Source organism: Arcicella aquatica (assembly GCF_034928825.1).
In the GTDB taxonomy this organism is placed as follows: domain Bacteria; phylum Bacteroidota; class Bacteroidia; order Cytophagales; family Spirosomataceae; genus Arcicella; species Arcicella aquatica.
The window spans coordinates 155,287-171,863 of the sequence record NZ_JAYFUL010000006.1; the positions used below are offsets into that span (position 1 = coordinate 155,287).

A 16,577-nucleotide genomic window follows, 5' to 3' on the forward strand; every position below is an offset into this window, starting at 1 on the left:
ATTGTATGAAAATAGGTTATGAAAGACCTTTGTGCTTTCACATTAAACCGATTTATTCATACAATTATGCTAAAAATTAACCTACTATTACTGATTGTTGGAATGTTCTTGTTCCCATCAAAAGCGCAACAACCTACCCAGACCCTCAGAGGGATAGTAATCGACAATGCTTCTAATACAGCCCTTCCATTTGCCAATGTTATAATCCTCAATACCAAATTTGGCACACAGACTGATGCCTCTGGAAACTTTACTATTAACAATGTAAGTGTAGGCAGATATAACATTCAAGTAAGCATGGTTGGCTATGAGCCTATTTTGATGAAAGAGATTCTATTGTCGTCATCAAAAGAGGTTTTCCTGACTGTCTCCATGAAAGAAAGTACCACCACGTTGGCAGAAGTTACAGTAAAACCACAGGTGAATAAAGAACAGCCTCTCAATAGTACAGCCACACTCAGTGCAAGAATGCTGAGTGTTGAAGAAGCCAAACGATATGCAGGTGGATTTGATGACCCTGCTAGATTGGTTTCATCGTTTGCAGGCGTGACCAGTAATGTAGGAAACAATGCAATCGTGGTGCGAGGAAACAATCCCCAAGCTTTACAATGGAAATTAGAAGGCGTAGAAATTCCAAACCCTAATCACTTTGCTGATTTGAGTAGTTTTGGAGGAGGAGGATTAACAGCTCTTAGTAGCCAACTATTAGCCAATTCAGATTTCTTTTCTGGAGCGTTCCCTGCTGAATATAGTAATGCACTTTCGGGAGTATTCGATATTTTTATGCGGAAAGGCAATAACAACAAAGCCGAGCATACTTTTCAAGTGGGACTTACAGGCATTGATGTTTCGTCAGAAGGACCATTTAAGTCGGGGGGTAAATCATCTTATCTTTTTAATTATCGCTATTCAACGATGGCATTATTAGAGCCACTTTTGCCAGATAACGCAGGTGGTGTAAAGTACCAAGACTTTTCGTTTAAGCTTAATTTTCCTACTAAAAAGGCGGGTACATTTTCATTCTGGGGCATTGGTTTACTAGATAATTCTAGTGCTAAGATAAAAGAGGATAAGGCGGAATGGAAATACGATACTGATAAAGAAAACCAGTCTGTTAAACAGTTTATGGCGGCCAGTGGTATCAGTCATAAAATATTCTTAAACGATACACAGTATTTAAAAACAACCTTTGCGTCAACAATCAATGGTATTGATTTAACAACCGACAGAATCAATGATATATCACAGATTTTGCCTAAAAACAGGATTAATAATCAAAATATCAGCCTTGTTTTTAATTCATATTTAAATACCAAGTTTAGCTCAAAACATACTAACAAAACAGGGCTAGTGGCAACAAGTATGCGTTATGATATTTCATTGCAAAATGCTTCAACGTTTGGTAATTCTTTGGAAAAAGTGGTAGCAGAAAAAGGCAAAAGCTTTTTGCTTTCAGCTTATACGAATTCAACCATTAATTTCTCAGAGAAGGTAACGATGAATGTTGGGGCGAATGGGCAGTTATTTACCTTGAATAATCATTATACTATTGAGCCACGCTTGGGTATAAAATATCGCTTTGCTGAAACTCAGGCTTTCAGTGTTGGATATGGTTTACATAGCCGTTTAGAACGATTGAATTATTACTTTGTAAAAAATGGACAAGAGAATCTCAATAAAAACCTTGACTTTACAAAGGCACATCATTTGGTGTTAGGGTATGACCTGAATTTGTCGGAGTTCCATCATTTAAAAATTGAAGGGTATTATCAAAAACTGTTCAACGTACCTGTGATAAAAGATAGTTCTTTCTCAACCATTAACTTAACCAATGATTGGTTTTTTAAAGAAGCCTTACAAAATACAGGAGAAGGTAAGAACTATGGTGTAGACATTACTTTTGAGAAGTATTTATCAAGCGGTTTTTATTATATGATTACAGGTTCTGTTTTTAGTTCAACGTATAGAGGAGGAGACGGAGTATGGCGAAATACGAGGTATAATAGAAATTATGTTTTTAATTTTTTAACGGGGAAAGAATGGCAAATGGGCAAAAATCAGCAAAATGTATTTGGGATTAATATCCGATTGAGTTATCAAGGAGGTGACCATTATTCACCATTAGATGAAAAAGCTTCACAAAAAGCTCAAGAAGCAAAATTTGATGAAACGCTGGCTTTTTCGAAGCAATTGCCTTCAGCTTTTACGTCACACCTTACGGCAAGCTTCAAGATTAACAAGACGAAATCTAGTAGAGAAATTGCTTTAAAAATCATCAATGCTACGATGTATAAAGAGTTTATGGGTTTTCAATACAATTATCTTACTAAGGTCGTAGATGAATACCGTGAAGGACTTTTTATTCCAAATCTAAGTTATCGGGTTGAATTTTAAGGGAAGGGACTGAGGATGTTTTACCATTCTACCCATGTAGCGTTCCTAACGGAACTATAATCTACATCTATCAATCAAAACATGAGTCATCCCGAATTTCAAAATCATAAAAAAGCGGTCGAAATTAGTTTTTAGACCGTTTTTTTATGATTGATGAACACCGAATTCCTACTGTTTGAGCGGAGCGAGTCGGTTCGCCGATGCGATTAGGAATTCTTGATTTTCTTTTGCGGTCCGCCGCGCGGTTACTTTTCTTTCATCAAGGAAAGAAAAGTAAGGACTAGACGATAATTAAGTAGAAAACCTCACAAATTGTCTCCAAAACGCACAATTTTAGGAAAAATTCGGGATGACTCATGTTTTGATTTCAATACTCAATTTATCTCTTTATTTAATCGTTTTCTTCTCAACACCTTCATTCGTAATAATTACAGGCTTGATAAGTCCATTTTCGTCAAAAAACATTTTATCGATACAAGTAACACGGGCATTTCCATCAGTCTCTGTCAAAGGTCTTCTATGATATACAATGTACCAATCGTCTGTTTTAGGATTTTTAATCACAGAGTGATGCCCCGCACCTCTAGCAATTTTAGGGTCTTGTTGTAAAATTTTACCAATTCGTTTAAAAGGACCAAAAGGAGAATCGGCAATAGCATAAGCTACACAGTAGTCAGGGCCAGTCCAGCCACCTTCAGACCACATAAAGTAATATTTACCATTCTTTTTAAACATAAAAGGCCCTTCTACATAGTTTTCAGGAGTGATTTCCTTGAAAATACTGCCATCTGAATAGGGAATAAAGCCAGTAAAGTCTTTTTTCAAATGAGCAATATTGCAATGCTTCCAGCCACCATAAATCAAATAGTATTCGTTGTTATCTTTAAAAATGAACTGGTCGATAGGTTGTGCCCCATTATGAAACTTATCAATTAAAGGTTTTTTGAGGTAGTCTTTAAAAGGCCCCGAAGGCTTGTCGGCAACGGCTATTCCAATACCACCATATTCTTGGTCGCTCTGAATGTCATTCGCCCCAAAAAATAGATAGTATTTCCCCTCTTTTTTAATAATCGAAGGAGCCCAAATGGCTCTTTTAGCCCATTTCACATTAGCAGTATCCAATATCTTTGAATGCTTCGTCCAAGTCACTAAATCTTTAGAAGAAAAGGCATCAAAAAACACTTGTTTTTCGTAAGGGGCTGAATAAGTAGGATAAATCCAATAGGTTTTATCAAATATTATTCCTTCTGGGTCAGCATTCCAACCTTTGAAAACAGGATTACCAGCTGTAGTGGATTGAGAAAAAAGCGTTTGTTGAACAAACGTAAAAAGGATAATCAATAAAATTAGTTTTCGCATAAATAATTGGCTCAATATTTGTTGTGTTTATTATGATGTTTGATTTCCTATTTGAATTACATTCAAACAATAAATATCTTTCCTAACTGCCTATTTTATTGTATTAAACCAAGAATTAATTAGAAAATAGGCTCTAAAAGAAGCCTAAAATATCTAATTATAATAAAATCTCACCTCGATTCGCTCAAAGAGCAGCATTTTAGAAAAATCTTACACCATTTTACTTTAAAATTTCAATGTTTAAATCGCTAAGAGATTTAAACATATTGTTATATACAATAAAAATGAATCCTAAGTTATATTGAATTATTTTATTGAGTGTGCTTGTTAATCCTTACTATGAACAAGATATTGAATGATTAGCATTTTGGAGAAAGAGTTTTGGAATGTAATTCTTAACATACGGTAACTTTACATATGAATATAAGCTTTTGGTAACAGTTATTATTCATCCATATAAAATGTAATCGGGTATTAGTAATATTTCATTCGAATGAACAACATTTGTACATATTGTATAACAATCATTAACCATACTAAATTTATTTTTTAATCCTTATTTTAAAATCATGTCATTAGAGACCCCCCAGAATCCTGTAAGTTGTATCAGTGTAGTAATGTGTACTTATAATGGAATCAATTTTATTGAAGAACAATTAGACTGTATTATTAATCAAACGTATCCACTTAAGGAAATTCTTATTTTTGATGATGCTTCAACAGATGGGACTTGGGATAAGTTACAAGAATTAAAGGTAAAGTATCCTATTTTATCAATTCAGCAAAATGAAAAGAATTTAGGCTTTAATGTCAACTTCCAGCAAGCATTAATGGCTGCCAATGGTGATATAATAGCGATTGCTGACCAAGATGACATTTGGGCATTGAATAAAATTCAAAGGTTGATGGAGGCATGGACAGAAGATACGCCAATTATTCATTGTGATTCAATTAGATTTAATGGTGAAGTCCCTAAGAATCCGCAACCGACACCAAACTACCTAAGGTTTTCAGGTAATGACCCACGCAAGTTGTTTTTCTATAATACTGTTAGTGGTCATGCGATGTTAGTGAAGAAAAGCTTTTTAAAAGAAGTAATTCCTTTTCCAATTGCCGAAGGCTTTTTCTATGATTGGTGGATGACCGTCGTAGCAGCTTGTAATGGTGGGGTTAGTTATTTGAATGAAATATTGGTTTTTCAAAGAGTGCATGGTAAGAATGCTTCAATTGACTTTTCAACGAATGGTAATCAAAGTTTTATCAAGCACCGCAAAGATGCATTCAACCACATGAGCCAATTTTTGAAATATAATAAAATACCAGCAGAGCAATTGAAGTTTACAAGTAGACTGAATAAATTGTTTGAAAAGAAATCTGATAATATTATTTATAAACTGTTTTTCATGATGCTTATCTGGAAAAATAGGAATTTGCTTTTTAGCTGTATGGTTAGAAAACCTTCATTGTTGCCCTATACAAAATACTCAATTCAGTGGGCTATCAAATAGTCAGTGATTCTATTGAAGAAAAACTAAAAATAAGTAGTATTTTGTTTGTTAAGCGTCTTTTGATAATGAGAAAAGATTTTTAGCTAACAAATTGATGTTTAACATGAAAAACTTATTTACAAGACGTATATTTCTTCAATCGAGTTTTGTTACTGGCTTGGTATCTACCGTAAAGCCTTCGGAAATAAGGGCTGAAAAAATAGAAATACCTACTAAGCTTACGTTTCTTTTTCAAGGAGATTCTATTACTGACGGAAATAGAGGAAGAAACACCGACCCGAACCACATTATGGGGCATGGCTATGCCTACGGTGTAGCAAGTAGGATAGGAGCAGATTTTCCCGAAGCAGGCTTTACTTTTTATAATAGAGGGATTAGTGGAAACAGAATCCCTGATTTGCAGAAAAGATGGAAACAAGATACACTTGATTTGAAACCTGATGTATTGAGTCTATTGATTGGTATTAACGATGTAAATGCTGTTTTTGCCAAACCTAATGAATCACTGAATGTAGCACAATTTGAGATAGGTTACAGAGATTTGCTAGACCAATGTAAAGAGAGTAATCCAACTATAATTTTTGTATTGGGTGTTCCCTTTGTCTATCCCATCAGAGCGAAGAAAGATAATTATGAGGCTTGGCAGAAAGAAACTAATGAGAGAGCGGAGGTAGTGAAAAAACTTGCTAAAGAATATGATGCTGTATTGATTGATTATCCAGCGATGTTCGATAAGGCCTTTAAAAAGGCTGAAGGCGAGTACTGGATTTGGGATGGCGTTCATCCAACAGTTTTTGGGCATGAATTGATGGCTCGTGAATGGATTAAAGAAGCCAGTAGCAAAATGAAGTTTTTGAAAAAGTATAAATATTAGCACTACCTAGACCTTCAGAAAGAAGGTCTTTTTGCTTTATTATCGTTCATAACGAATAAACGTATTTTGATTTTAAACCTAAAAAGACCGAAATTTGTATGCTGGCAGTCAATTAAAATTGTCAGCAATTTGTTTTAAAAGAAAGTGTTCACCCCAAATGGGTGGTTTACAACATATATCCACTTTTTAATTCATCAATTTTAATAAAAATATACAATGCACATTGCCGTAACTGGAAACATCGGAGCTGGGAAAACATCGCTAGCTAAAAAATTGGCTGATCATTTTGGATGGGAAGTATTATTTGAAGCTGTGGAGGGAAATCCATATTTAGCTGATTTTTATGAAGACATGTCTCGTTGGGCATTTCATTTGCAATTGTATTTTTTGAAAAGCAGGTTCGAGCAAGTACTACAAATTCAGCAGTCAAACAAACGAATCATCCAAGATAGAACCATTTATGAGGATGCTTATATTTTTGCACAGAATCTTTATCAAGGTGGTATTATGTCTGAAAATGACTACCTAACTTATAAAGGCATCTTTGATTTAATGATGACTTCTGTAAAAGCTCCCGACCTTACTATTTATTTGAAAGCTGATATGCCTAAGTTGGTTTCTCAAATCAAAAAAAGAGGAAGAGATTTTGAAGCTAATATTTCAGTAGAATACCTGCAAGATTTGAATAATCATTATGATGCTTTTACTGAAAACTATACTTATGGCAAATTGTTGATTCTAGATGTGAATAATCTAGACTACCTCAACAACCCAGAAGATTTGGCTTTTGTGATAAATCAAGTTGATAAAGCTTTATTGTATGAAACCCCGCCACGCCCTAAGCCACTGAGCGTCCCATCTTTATTTGATAAATCTGAATAATTTTCAGCCATCATATTGACCGTTTAAGGTGAAATAATAGCCTTATGAATTTATTTACGAAAATATTCGTAGATAAATTTGTTTATACGAATTGTTTCGTAGTATATTTGTTACGAAATAATTCGTAACAAATATTGAATGCAAATGGAACCTATCAAACCTACAGAATCTGAACTACAAATTCTTCAAGTACTTTGGTCGCTGGGTAAAGCTAGTGTAAGACAAGTAAATGATGAATTGTCGAAAGTGAGAGATATCGGCTATACTACTACCTTAAAACTTCTTCAAATTATGTTTGAAAAAAAGATAGTATCACGTATAGAAGAAGGCCGTTATCATTTATACGAAGCAGCGATTAGTGAAGAAGCCACTCAGCAATTTTTAGTAGACAAATTTGTGGATACTGCTTTTCGAGGTTCGGCGATGAAACTAGTCATGCAAACGTTGGGAAATCATCAAGCTTCTAAAGAAGAGTTAGATGAAATTAAAAAATTGATTGCACAAATTGAAGACAACTCCTAAACCTTTTAAAATATCAAAATTTAACCCCTTTCTAAATCAATGAAATTAATGTTGAATTTTTTTCCAGAAAATGTAATGACAGCCATAGGCTGGACTTTACTTCACTCAGTGTGGCAATTGATTATCATTGCTATTGTCTTAAAAGTTGCTTTGTTGATATCAAAGAAGTCGGCTACTAAAAGATATTGGTTGAGTTTTGCAGGATTGTTTAGTCAATTATTAGCTACAGTTGCTACATTTTTGATGGTTTTTGAAGAAAACACAGTTTATTTGAGCACTAAAAGTAATTTTACTTTTGACAAGCTTACGCAAACTAACATAACTAATGCCTCTACGCTTTCTTCAAGTCCTAATCTATGGAATGATTTCCAACTGTTGCTTTCAAACAATCTGAATTTATTAGTATCTGCTTGGTTGATAGGTACCGTGTTTCTGTCGGTTCGTTTAATGGGAGGGTATATTTATACGGAACAACTGCGTTGGAAACACACAAAGTCTGTACACGGCGACACTTTGAATATTTTCAACGAACTATTGAAGAAAATAAATATTGGTAAAGGGATTAACCTACTAGAGTCATCACTGGCGACTACTCCTATGACGATTGGCTTTTTGCAACCTGTCATATTATTACCTATTGGTTTACTGACGGGCTTATCCAACAAAGAGATTGAAGCCATATTGGCCCATGAATTAGCGCATATCAAACGACATGATTATTTGATTAATATCGTGCAATCAATTGTAGAAATACTTTTCTTTTTTCACCCAGTTACTTGGTGGATTTCAGCTAAGATTCGCGAAGAAAGAGAAAATTGCTGTGATGATTTAGCCATTGAATTATGTGGAAACAACATTCATTTAGTAAAAGCACTTACAAAAGTCGAAATTTTTCAACAACAAACAAACCTAACATTAGCCATGGGATTTGCAGGAAAAAAACAAACTCTACTAGGTAGAGTACAGAGAATTTTAGGAGTAAAAAAAGTGAAATCAGTAAATTATGCAGGGATTATTGTGATGTCATTATTTGCCCTCACAACATTAGTTTTTGTTAATTTACCAAACAGTGCAGAGGCACAAACTGTTCCTGAGCCTCCGAAAGCCCCCAAAAGCCCTAAGGCACCTAAGCCTCCTAAAAAAGGAATTAAGATTGTTAGACATGACTTCAATAATAATTTTAATATTTCTGATGGAAATTTATATTTCAATGGGGAAAGAATTATTCTATCAGGTCAAGATAGTATTAAAGTAGCCCAAGAATTACAGGTAATTGACAAGTTGGAAAAACAAATGGAACCTCATTCTCAAAAGATAGAGGCACTTTCAAAAGAAATTTCCGAATACAGTCAAAAAATAAATGAGCAAAGTAAACCTATTAATGATTTTTCAGCAAAGGTTTCGACACTTGGTAGTCAGCTAGGTAAACTAGGCGAAAAACAAGGCAAAATTGCTATGAATATGATTAATCTGAAAGAAGGTTCGCAGGCAAAGAAAAATGCTGAGCTTGAAATGAAGCAAATGGAAAAACAGATGAAAGTATTGGAAGATCAGATTGAAAAGTATGGTGCTGAAATGGGAAAGATAGGAGAGAAGATGAATATTCATAGTGCTCCGATGGATAGTTTAAGTAAACTAATTGAATTTCAAGCAAAACCCATAGAAGCATTAGGAAAGGAAATAGAATTGCATGCAAAAGAAATTCAAAAGTATTTACCAGCTTCGATAAGAAATAAAATGAAAGGTGATATCAACGTTTCGATGCCAGATGCACCAGAACCACCATCGCCACCGGCACCCCCTGCGGCACCGCCAGCACCCCCAGTGAAAAAACAATAATAGACAGAAAGTAAAAAACATCTTTGGAATTTTCCAAAGATGTTTTTTTATGTGACAATGAGGAGACTCGAACTCCTACAGGATAACTCCCACTACCACCTCAAAGTAGCGTGTCTACCAATTCCACCACATTGCCTTTTTTGATGGTGCGAAATTAAAGAAAATTTACTTAATTGCAAAGATTTTCAGAGGCTAGACAACCATGTTAGCGGTTGGTTTAATTAAACCATTGAGAATCAAGGATACAATTAAGGAAAAAATAAAAAAAATATCACAATGGCATTAGAATTTGAAGGTAGTTTGATAAAAGTACTCCCAGAAGTGAGTGGTCAAGGAAAAAATGGTGCTTGGGTTAAACAAGATTTTGTCCTTGAAACGGAAGAGCAATATCCTAAAAAAGCTTGTTTTACTGCATGGGGTGACAAATCTGCGGATTTAAAAACGTTTTCTTTGGGCGATAAGCTGAAAGTAACATTTAGCGTAGAATCACGCGAGTATAATGAAAGATGGTACACCGATTTAAGAGCTTATAGAATTGATTTAGCGAGTGATGCTCCAAGCCAATCAGCGGGGTCATCTCCTGCGGCTTCTTCAAGACCATCAGCTCCTGCTAAGCCTGCTACTCCTGCTGCAGACTTGCCTTCGTTCAGCGAAGATGATCAGGATTTACCTTTCTAAACAAGAAAAAATTTTAGGCGTTAATAGCTCATTTATGGATGTTACTAACGCCTAAAAAAATTAGCAAAGGCTCAATGCTTGCGATCTGAGCCATTCTGGACGAGTTGTAGTCACTTTTGCTCTCAACTCATTCAAGATTGAATACAAGCCAAAATATGTACGATTAATGTACAATCCGTGTTGTGAACCACGAGCTACTTTAGAGCTTTTTAGTTCCTCAAGGTTTTGCAATTTCTCTGCATATAAATAAATGCTTTCAAAATAATTGTCGTCGGCAAAATCAAATTCTTCTACTGCAAAAGGTTTGCCTAGCAAAAAAATCATTTCTTTAAACAAATCCCTGAAGAATACAGCTTCTTTTGGTGAATCGACCTTTGTGATAAAATCTAATTTTTTGAAAATCTCTTCTGTTTTCTCATTATCATCTAAGTTATCAAAATTGAGCAGGGCAAAGTAATTATCATAGAATTCATCATTAATTACTTTTATACATCCAAAATCAATTACGCCCATTGTACCTTCTTTTGTCATTAAGAAATTCCCTGGATGTGGGTCTGCGTGTACTTGTCTGAGTGTATGTATCTGAAAATCATAGAAATCCCAGAGAGCTTGCCCTATCTGATTCCTAATTTCTTGAGATGGATTTGTTTTCAAAAACTCGTTTAAGTGAAGACCATCCAGCCAATCCATTGTCAAGATTTTCTCACACGATAACTCTGGGTAATATTTTGGAAAGAATAAGCCATTTAAATGTGCACAAGCCTCTGATATTTCCACCGAGCGTTTTAATTCTAAAAAATAATCGGTTTCCTCAATTAGCTTTTCAGCTACTTCGCCCATATACCTATCAACATCATTTTCATTCAAACCAAACATGGCAATGGCAATCGGGCGAATCATTTTTAAGTCACTACCAATGCTTTCTGAAACACCTGGATATTGTATTTTAACGGCTAACGATTTGCCATTTTTTGTAGCCTTGTGAACCTGTCCGATAGAGGCTGCATTACTAGCATTTATCTCAAAGGTATCATAAAGCTCAAGGGGTGATTTGCCAAAATATTTCTTAAATGTTTTCATTACTAAAGGACCAGAAAGAGGTGGCGCAGAGTATTGAGACATCGCAAATTTTTCTCTGTAAGCTCTTGGCAACATTCCTTTGTCCATACTTAACATTTGCGTAACTTTGAGGGCAGAACCCTTCATCTCACTCAAAGACGAGTAGATGTCAGTTGCATTGTCTTGGTGTAATTCATCGCGACTTATGGTGGGATCAATCATTTTTTTGACATTATGTTTTAAATAATTGCCACCAATTTTTACGCCTGTTTTTACAAATTTTGTAGCACGTGCAACTTTAGAAGTTGGTATTGAATTTTGTTCTTTCATTATCATAGAGAAAATCTATATCCATGTTTTGAATGCCAAATAATAAATATGTTAAAATATTAAATTATTGACTATCAAATATGTTATGGTTGTAATCCTAAATTAAACATTGAGAATATATTTTTCCTATTATCTGTTTTGAAACATGAATTTTGCAAAGTCGATGACAGAGTCTAATGCTGATGAAGCCATCAAATCAAATGAGGTATTGACCGACTTTTCAATCATTGCATCTGTTTGTTGAAAGTCTTTTGTCTTATCTTTTACCCAAAAATTAAGTACCATTAAGAACTGTAACCAGAAGGCATCTGGGTATCTTTCATCAATAAATTTCCTAGGTTGAACCTCATTACTTTCCTTTCCTTCAAAGATTAAATCACGGGTAAAATCTTTAAATGCTACTTTTAAGTCAACCATAAAAGCAGGCGTTTTTAGTCTACGTTTATCAATCTGACGCCACGTCTCTGTAGTATAGCTTCTGTGTTGTTTTAGTACTTCAACCCATGTGTAGTAAAATGCTAAAAGCTTTTCACGAACACTATACGTAGCGTAGATTTCTTCAGCTTCAATTTTAGCCTTTGTTTCCTTAAAAAAACCTAGCCAAATATCACTTTCCAATAGCTCGAACGAATTATAATACTCATAAAAATCACTCTCTTTCATTTTCAGCTTTTTTGTAAAAGCAAATACAGAAGGAGGTTGATTTCCATTTTCAAGAAAATACTCAATATAGGCTTGCTTGATTTTTTCTGTTTTATCCATGATTTTAATTTTTGTAATTCATCAACAACGATTTTAACACCAACTTATTGATTTAACAACATATAGTTGAAGAACTTTGTTCTTATTTTCTGCAATAAATTACCGTGTAATTACAATCTTTTTTGATACAGTCTCACCAGCAGCAGTTACATTAACGATGTAGTAGCCCGAAGCAAGCGATTCTGATTCAAAATAATAATAACCACTTCTTTGTTGTGTCAAGACTTTCTCTTCTACTAAAATACCTCTTAAATCATGCAATTGAATGAATAAATCTTTTTCATCTTTAAAGGTTACTTTCAATTTAATATTACCATTAACCGTAGGATTAATCGGATTGGGCGTTACTGTTACTTGCAATCGTTCCGAGTCGGTGAGTGGCTCCGCATTATCTAATAATAGCTTCCTTTTCGTACTCAAGCTTAGCGCTGCTCTGGTTCTATTCTTTTGATCAACTGTAAATACATTCATACATCTATCAGGCGAATAGTCCATATAATTTTCAATCATATTGGTAATACTAATACTATTACAATTAGACGTTAATTTATCACAGGTTGTATTTAAATTCAAGCTTTCAATTTGAGGTGTATCATTACAATAGTCAGTACCACAATACTCATCGCCATTAGGATGTAATAAACCCAGCCAGTGGCCAACTTCGTGCGTGGTGGTTCTACCTAAGTTATAAGACTGACTTAATGTTCCACAACAATTCCCAAAGTTTCTATAATCAATAATGACGCCATCAAACAATTCTTGGTCACTAATATTTTGTGTAGTAGCGCCTAAGCCCTCTAATTTGCTATCATAAGGGAAGCTCGCATAGCCTATCACACCATTATTACCACGGGTTACCCAAATATTCAAGTACTTTGTATTATCCCATTGAATAAGGGCGGCAATCTTGGTTTTTTCCTCTACAAAAGAGAACCCATTCTGTCTTACATAAGTACGGGTAATGCCAGTAGTGGGATTATTATTCGGGTCTCTGTCAGCTAATTTGAAATTTATTTCCATGTCCGTCCCTACAGCATTGGTATTGTAGCCATTTGTTCCCAATTTTTTTCTATAATCTTCATTCAAAATCTGAATCTGCGACATTATCTGTGCGTCAGCAATGTTTATGTTGTTTGCACCTCCGATAACATTGTTTGCGTTGTTGTGAATCACATGGACAACCACGGGAATGGTGTAAATTTTATCTTCTATGCGGGCAAGGCTGTTTTTACGTTGATTTTGTATTACTTGAATTTGGCTTTCAAACAAAGATTTTCGTTGATTCCAATCACTATATTTTTCTTGCATTTTTTTATCATCTAATGCAACACCACATTTATCTTGTGCCAACAACATAGAAGGCATTAATATGATTAATATGAATAATAGTTTTTTCATTTTGGATAATTGTTTTTGATTACTGAATATAAAAACGGCTTTAACCTGCATTTTTTTATAAAAAAATACAAATTAAAGCCGTTTTAGTGAGAGTCGTGTAATTTATTGGAATGTTATTTCAGTGCTTCTGATTTTTCGTAAGCCATGATAATGTCACGAACTAAGCGGTGACGAACCACATCTTTGCCATCTAATTCTACAAAAGCAATCCCCTTGATGTTATCTAGTATTCTGCTAGCTTCCGCCAAACCCGATTTTACTTTAGTTGGTAAGTCAATTTGAGTTTTATCACCAGTAATAATTACTTTAGATTGAATCCCCATCCTTGTCAAGAACATTTTCATTTGCATGGGTGTGGTATTTTGTGCCTCATCCAACAAGATAAAAGCATTATTGAGTGTTCTCCCACGCATATATGCTAACGGAGCGATTTCAATAACCCTATTTTCGATAAAATATTTCAGCTTTTCAGGCTGAATCATATCGTCTAACGCATCATAAATAGGACGAAGATATGGGTCTATTTTCTCTTTTAGGTCTCCCGGCAAAAAGCCTAGATTCTCCCCAGCCTCCACAGCAGGACGAGTAATGATTATTTTTTTTACTTCTTTATTTTTTAAAGCTTTTACCGCAATCGCAACAGCAGTATATGTTTTTCCAGTTCCAGCAGGCCCAATGGCGAAAACAATATCATTTTTTGAAGCCGCCTCAACCATTTTTTGCTGGTTAGGGGTTTTTACTTTAATAACTACCCCTTTGGTGCCATATAATAATACATCGTCTTCCTCTTTCAGATGTACATTGGGTTCAGTAGTAGGGTTTTTCTCAAGAGTAAGATAGGATTGAACTTGCTCTTTTGAAATCTTGCCATACTTTTGGTAGTGTTGGATGAGTGAATCCAAGATTTCGTTTATTCTTACTATTTCTGGCAATGAGCCTCGGATGGTAATTTCGTTTCCACGAGAAATGATTTTACTTTGAGGAAATGCCGCAGCAACTTGTTTGATATTACTGTTTTCAACACCAAGAAAACCAACCAACTCAAGGTCTTCTAAGGTAATTATTTTTTCTGTCAAATCTGAAATATGTTAAAGTTTGAATAATATTCTACTTAAACTTAATAAAAAAATGCGTCAATTGTTGCATAATTTTAGATTAAATCTCATTCAATGATTTTAAACTTTGATTATCAATAAATTATGAAATCTATGGTTTTATATTTTTCGGTTTTCTAAGAATTTCTTTGTAAAATTGTGTTGCGTAAAGAAAATCTCCTTTTTGAAATATTTTAAAATTTGTAAAATCTGGATAAGAAGGCTTGAATACTGAGAATGGAACAAACAAATCAAAATAACGGAAATTATAAAAAAAACGGTAATTATGCCGGTGGACGAATCTCTGCTCAAAACAGGTGGTTGGATACTGGATTAGGTAAAATCCCGCCCCAAGCGACAGACTTAGAAGAAGCTGTGTTAGGGGCTTTGATGTTAGAGCGTGATGCATTAACAGATGTAATTGATATATTAAAAGTTGAATCGTTTTATAAAGAAGCCCATCAAAGAATTTATGGGGCTATTACGCAATTATTTGCTAATTCAGAACCTATTGACTTATTAACGGTTAAAAATCAATTAGTTACGACAGGGGAATTAGAAATAGCAGGGGGTGTACAATATTTAGCTGAGTTGACACAAAGAGTAAATTCAGCAGCCAATATAGAGTTTCATGCCAGAATTGTAGTTGAACACTCGCTAAAAAGACAATTGATTACGGTATCATCTGAGATTCAGAAAATGGCTTATGAAGATACTACCGACGTATTCATGTTGTTAGATAAAATTGAGCAAGAACTTTTTAGGATTTCGGAAGCCAACATCAGGAAGAATTATTCTGATATGGGGCAGATTATGCGTTCGGCCTTATTAGAACTTGAGTTAAAGAAAAATCAAAAAGAAGGCTTAACAGGCGTACCAACGGGCTTTACGGCCTTGGATAGGGTTACTTCTGGCTTTCAGAAAACAGAATTAATTATTATTGCTGCCCGCCCAGGTATGGGTAAAACAGCCTTGATTTTATCAGCTTGTAGAAATGCTGCTGTGGACCATGGGCAAGCAGTAGCTTTCTTTTCATTAGAGATGTCGTCTGTTCAGTTGGTCAATCGTTTGATTTCAGCAGAAGCAGAACTAGAATCAGATAAATTAAGAAAAGGAAATCTAGCTCCACACGAATGGGCACAATTGCATGCGAAGATTGGTAAATTGACCAATGCACCGATTTTTATTGATGACACGCCTGCATTGTCTATTTTGGAGTTAAGAGCTAAAGCACGTCGTTTGAAAGCTCAACATGATATTCAGATGATTGTGATTGACTATCTTCAATTAATGTCTGGCGACTCTGGCGGAAAAGGCACAGGTAACCGTGAACAAGAGATTGCGAATATTTCTCGTTCATTAAAACAGCTTGCTAAAGAATTGAACGTACCTGTGATTGCACTATCGCAATTGAGTCGTGCCGTAGAAACGAGAGGGGGAGATAAAAAGCCTCAATTGTCAGATTTACGTGAATCAGGGTCGATTGAACAAGATGCTGATATGGTAATGTTTATTTATCGTCCAGATTATTATGGTATTACACAAGATGAATCAGGTAATTCGGTAGCTGGAATAGGAGAGTTGATTATCGCTAAAAACCGTGCGGGTTCATTAGATACTGTTCAATTAAGATTTATAGGGAAATATACAAAATATTGTGATTTAGATGCTGGTGATTATATGGGCTATGCAGGTGATAGTCTTCAATCTTTCCAGCAGATAGATAATCCTGCGGCCGCTTTTGAAGGTGGTGGTAAAATGTTGGGTAGCAAAATTAATAATTTGCCATCTCAAAATACGGGTTCTCCTTTCGGAACTACTTCGCCGAACCAAGATGTTCCTTTTTAAAAATATTAATGCATAAACATGAGTCATCCC

Annotated in this window: 13 protein-coding genes and 1 tRNA gene; 8 read left to right on the forward strand and 6 right to left on the reverse strand. The window is 34.9% G+C overall.

Features of this window, described 5'->3' with window-relative positions; genetic code table 11:
- The first annotated feature begins 66 nt into the window (after nt 1–66).
- Nucleotides 67–2,394, forward strand: a complete 2,328-nt coding sequence (locus VB264_RS05735; protein ID WP_323247552.1) for a TonB-dependent receptor — start codon at nt 67–69, stop codon at nt 2,392–2,394.
- A 387-nt stretch (nt 2,395–2,781) separates the two neighbouring features.
- Here VB264_RS05735 and VB264_RS05740 read toward each other — a convergent pair whose 3' ends face one another.
- The gene (locus tag VB264_RS05740; RefSeq protein WP_323247553.1) at nt 2,782–3,753 is read right to left on the reverse strand and encodes a glycoside hydrolase family 43 protein; all 972 of its coding nucleotides are present in this window, start codon (nt 3,751–3,753) and stop codon (nt 2,782–2,784) included.
- 569 nt (nt 3,754–4,322) lie between these two features.
- Here VB264_RS05740 and VB264_RS05745 point away from each other — a divergent pair.
- The 5 genes from VB264_RS05745 (at nt 4,323) to VB264_RS05765 (ending at nt 9,378) form a co-directional block, all read left to right on the forward strand.
- Nucleotides 4,323–5,261, forward strand: coding sequence for a glycosyltransferase (locus VB264_RS05745; protein ID WP_323247555.1), 939 nt, complete (start codon nt 4,323–4,325; stop codon nt 5,259–5,261).
- Nucleotides 5,262–5,364: 103 nt separating this feature from the next.
- Nucleotides 5,365–6,135 carry an SGNH/GDSL hydrolase family protein gene (locus tag VB264_RS05750; RefSeq protein WP_323247557.1) on the forward strand — a complete coding sequence of 257 codons (771 nt, stop codon included), beginning with the start codon at nt 5,365–5,367 and terminating at the stop codon, nt 6,133–6,135.
- 216 nt (nt 6,136–6,351) lie between these two features.
- Nucleotides 6,352–7,017, forward strand: coding sequence for a deoxynucleoside kinase (locus VB264_RS05755; RefSeq protein ID WP_323247559.1), 666 nt, complete (start codon nt 6,352–6,354; stop codon nt 7,015–7,017).
- 153 nt (nt 7,018–7,170) lie between these two features.
- Nucleotides 7,171–7,539 carry a BlaI/MecI/CopY family transcriptional regulator gene (locus tag VB264_RS05760; protein ID WP_309916896.1) on the forward strand — a complete coding sequence of 123 codons (369 nt, stop codon included), beginning with the start codon at nt 7,171–7,173 and terminating at the stop codon, nt 7,537–7,539.
- Nucleotides 7,540–7,578: 39 nt separating this feature from the next.
- On the forward strand, nt 7,579–9,378 hold the full coding sequence (locus tag VB264_RS05765; protein WP_323247561.1) for a M56 family metallopeptidase: 1,800 nt from the start codon (nt 7,579–7,581) through the stop codon (nt 9,376–9,378).
- 52 nt (nt 9,379–9,430) lie between these two features.
- On the opposite strand, the gene VB264_RS05770 is transcribed toward VB264_RS05765, so the two are convergent.
- Nucleotides 9,431–9,514, reverse strand: a tRNA-Leu gene (locus VB264_RS05770).
- A 140-nt stretch (nt 9,515–9,654) separates the two neighbouring features.
- Here VB264_RS05770 and VB264_RS05775 point away from each other — a divergent pair.
- A complete protein-coding gene (locus VB264_RS05775; protein WP_323247563.1) occupies nt 9,655–10,056 on the forward strand; it encodes a DUF3127 domain-containing protein in 402 nt (133 codons plus the stop codon).
- A gap of 60 nt (nt 10,057–10,116) precedes the next feature.
- On the opposite strand, the gene VB264_RS05780 is transcribed toward VB264_RS05775, so the two are convergent.
- From VB264_RS05780 to VB264_RS05795, 4 genes are all read right to left on the reverse strand, one after another.
- Complete coding sequence (locus VB264_RS05780) at nt 10,117–11,445, reverse strand: ABC1 kinase family protein (protein WP_323247564.1); 1,329 nt, start codon at nt 11,443–11,445, stop codon at nt 10,117–10,119.
- Between the two features lie 129 nt (nt 11,446–11,574).
- Nucleotides 11,575–12,207, reverse strand: a complete 633-nt coding sequence (locus tag VB264_RS05785; RefSeq protein WP_323247565.1) for a TetR family transcriptional regulator C-terminal domain-containing protein — start codon at nt 12,205–12,207, stop codon at nt 11,575–11,577.
- 99 nt (nt 12,208–12,306) lie between these two features.
- Nucleotides 12,307–13,605 carry a M43 family zinc metalloprotease gene (locus tag VB264_RS05790; protein WP_323247566.1) on the reverse strand — a complete coding sequence of 433 codons (1,299 nt, stop codon included), beginning with the start codon at nt 13,603–13,605 and terminating at the stop codon, nt 12,307–12,309.
- Nucleotides 13,606–13,718: 113 nt separating this feature from the next.
- The gene (locus VB264_RS05795; protein ID WP_323247568.1) at nt 13,719–14,681 is read right to left on the reverse strand and encodes a PhoH family protein; all 963 of its coding nucleotides are present in this window, start codon (nt 14,679–14,681) and stop codon (nt 13,719–13,721) included.
- A 255-nt stretch (nt 14,682–14,936) separates the two neighbouring features.
- Here VB264_RS05795 and dnaB point away from each other — a divergent pair, with 255 nt between their 5' ends.
- Complete coding sequence (gene dnaB / locus VB264_RS05800; RefSeq protein WP_323247570.1) at nt 14,937–16,547, forward strand: replicative DNA helicase; 1,611 nt, start codon at nt 14,937–14,939, stop codon at nt 16,545–16,547.
- Nucleotides 16,548–16,577 lie beyond the last annotated feature (30 nt).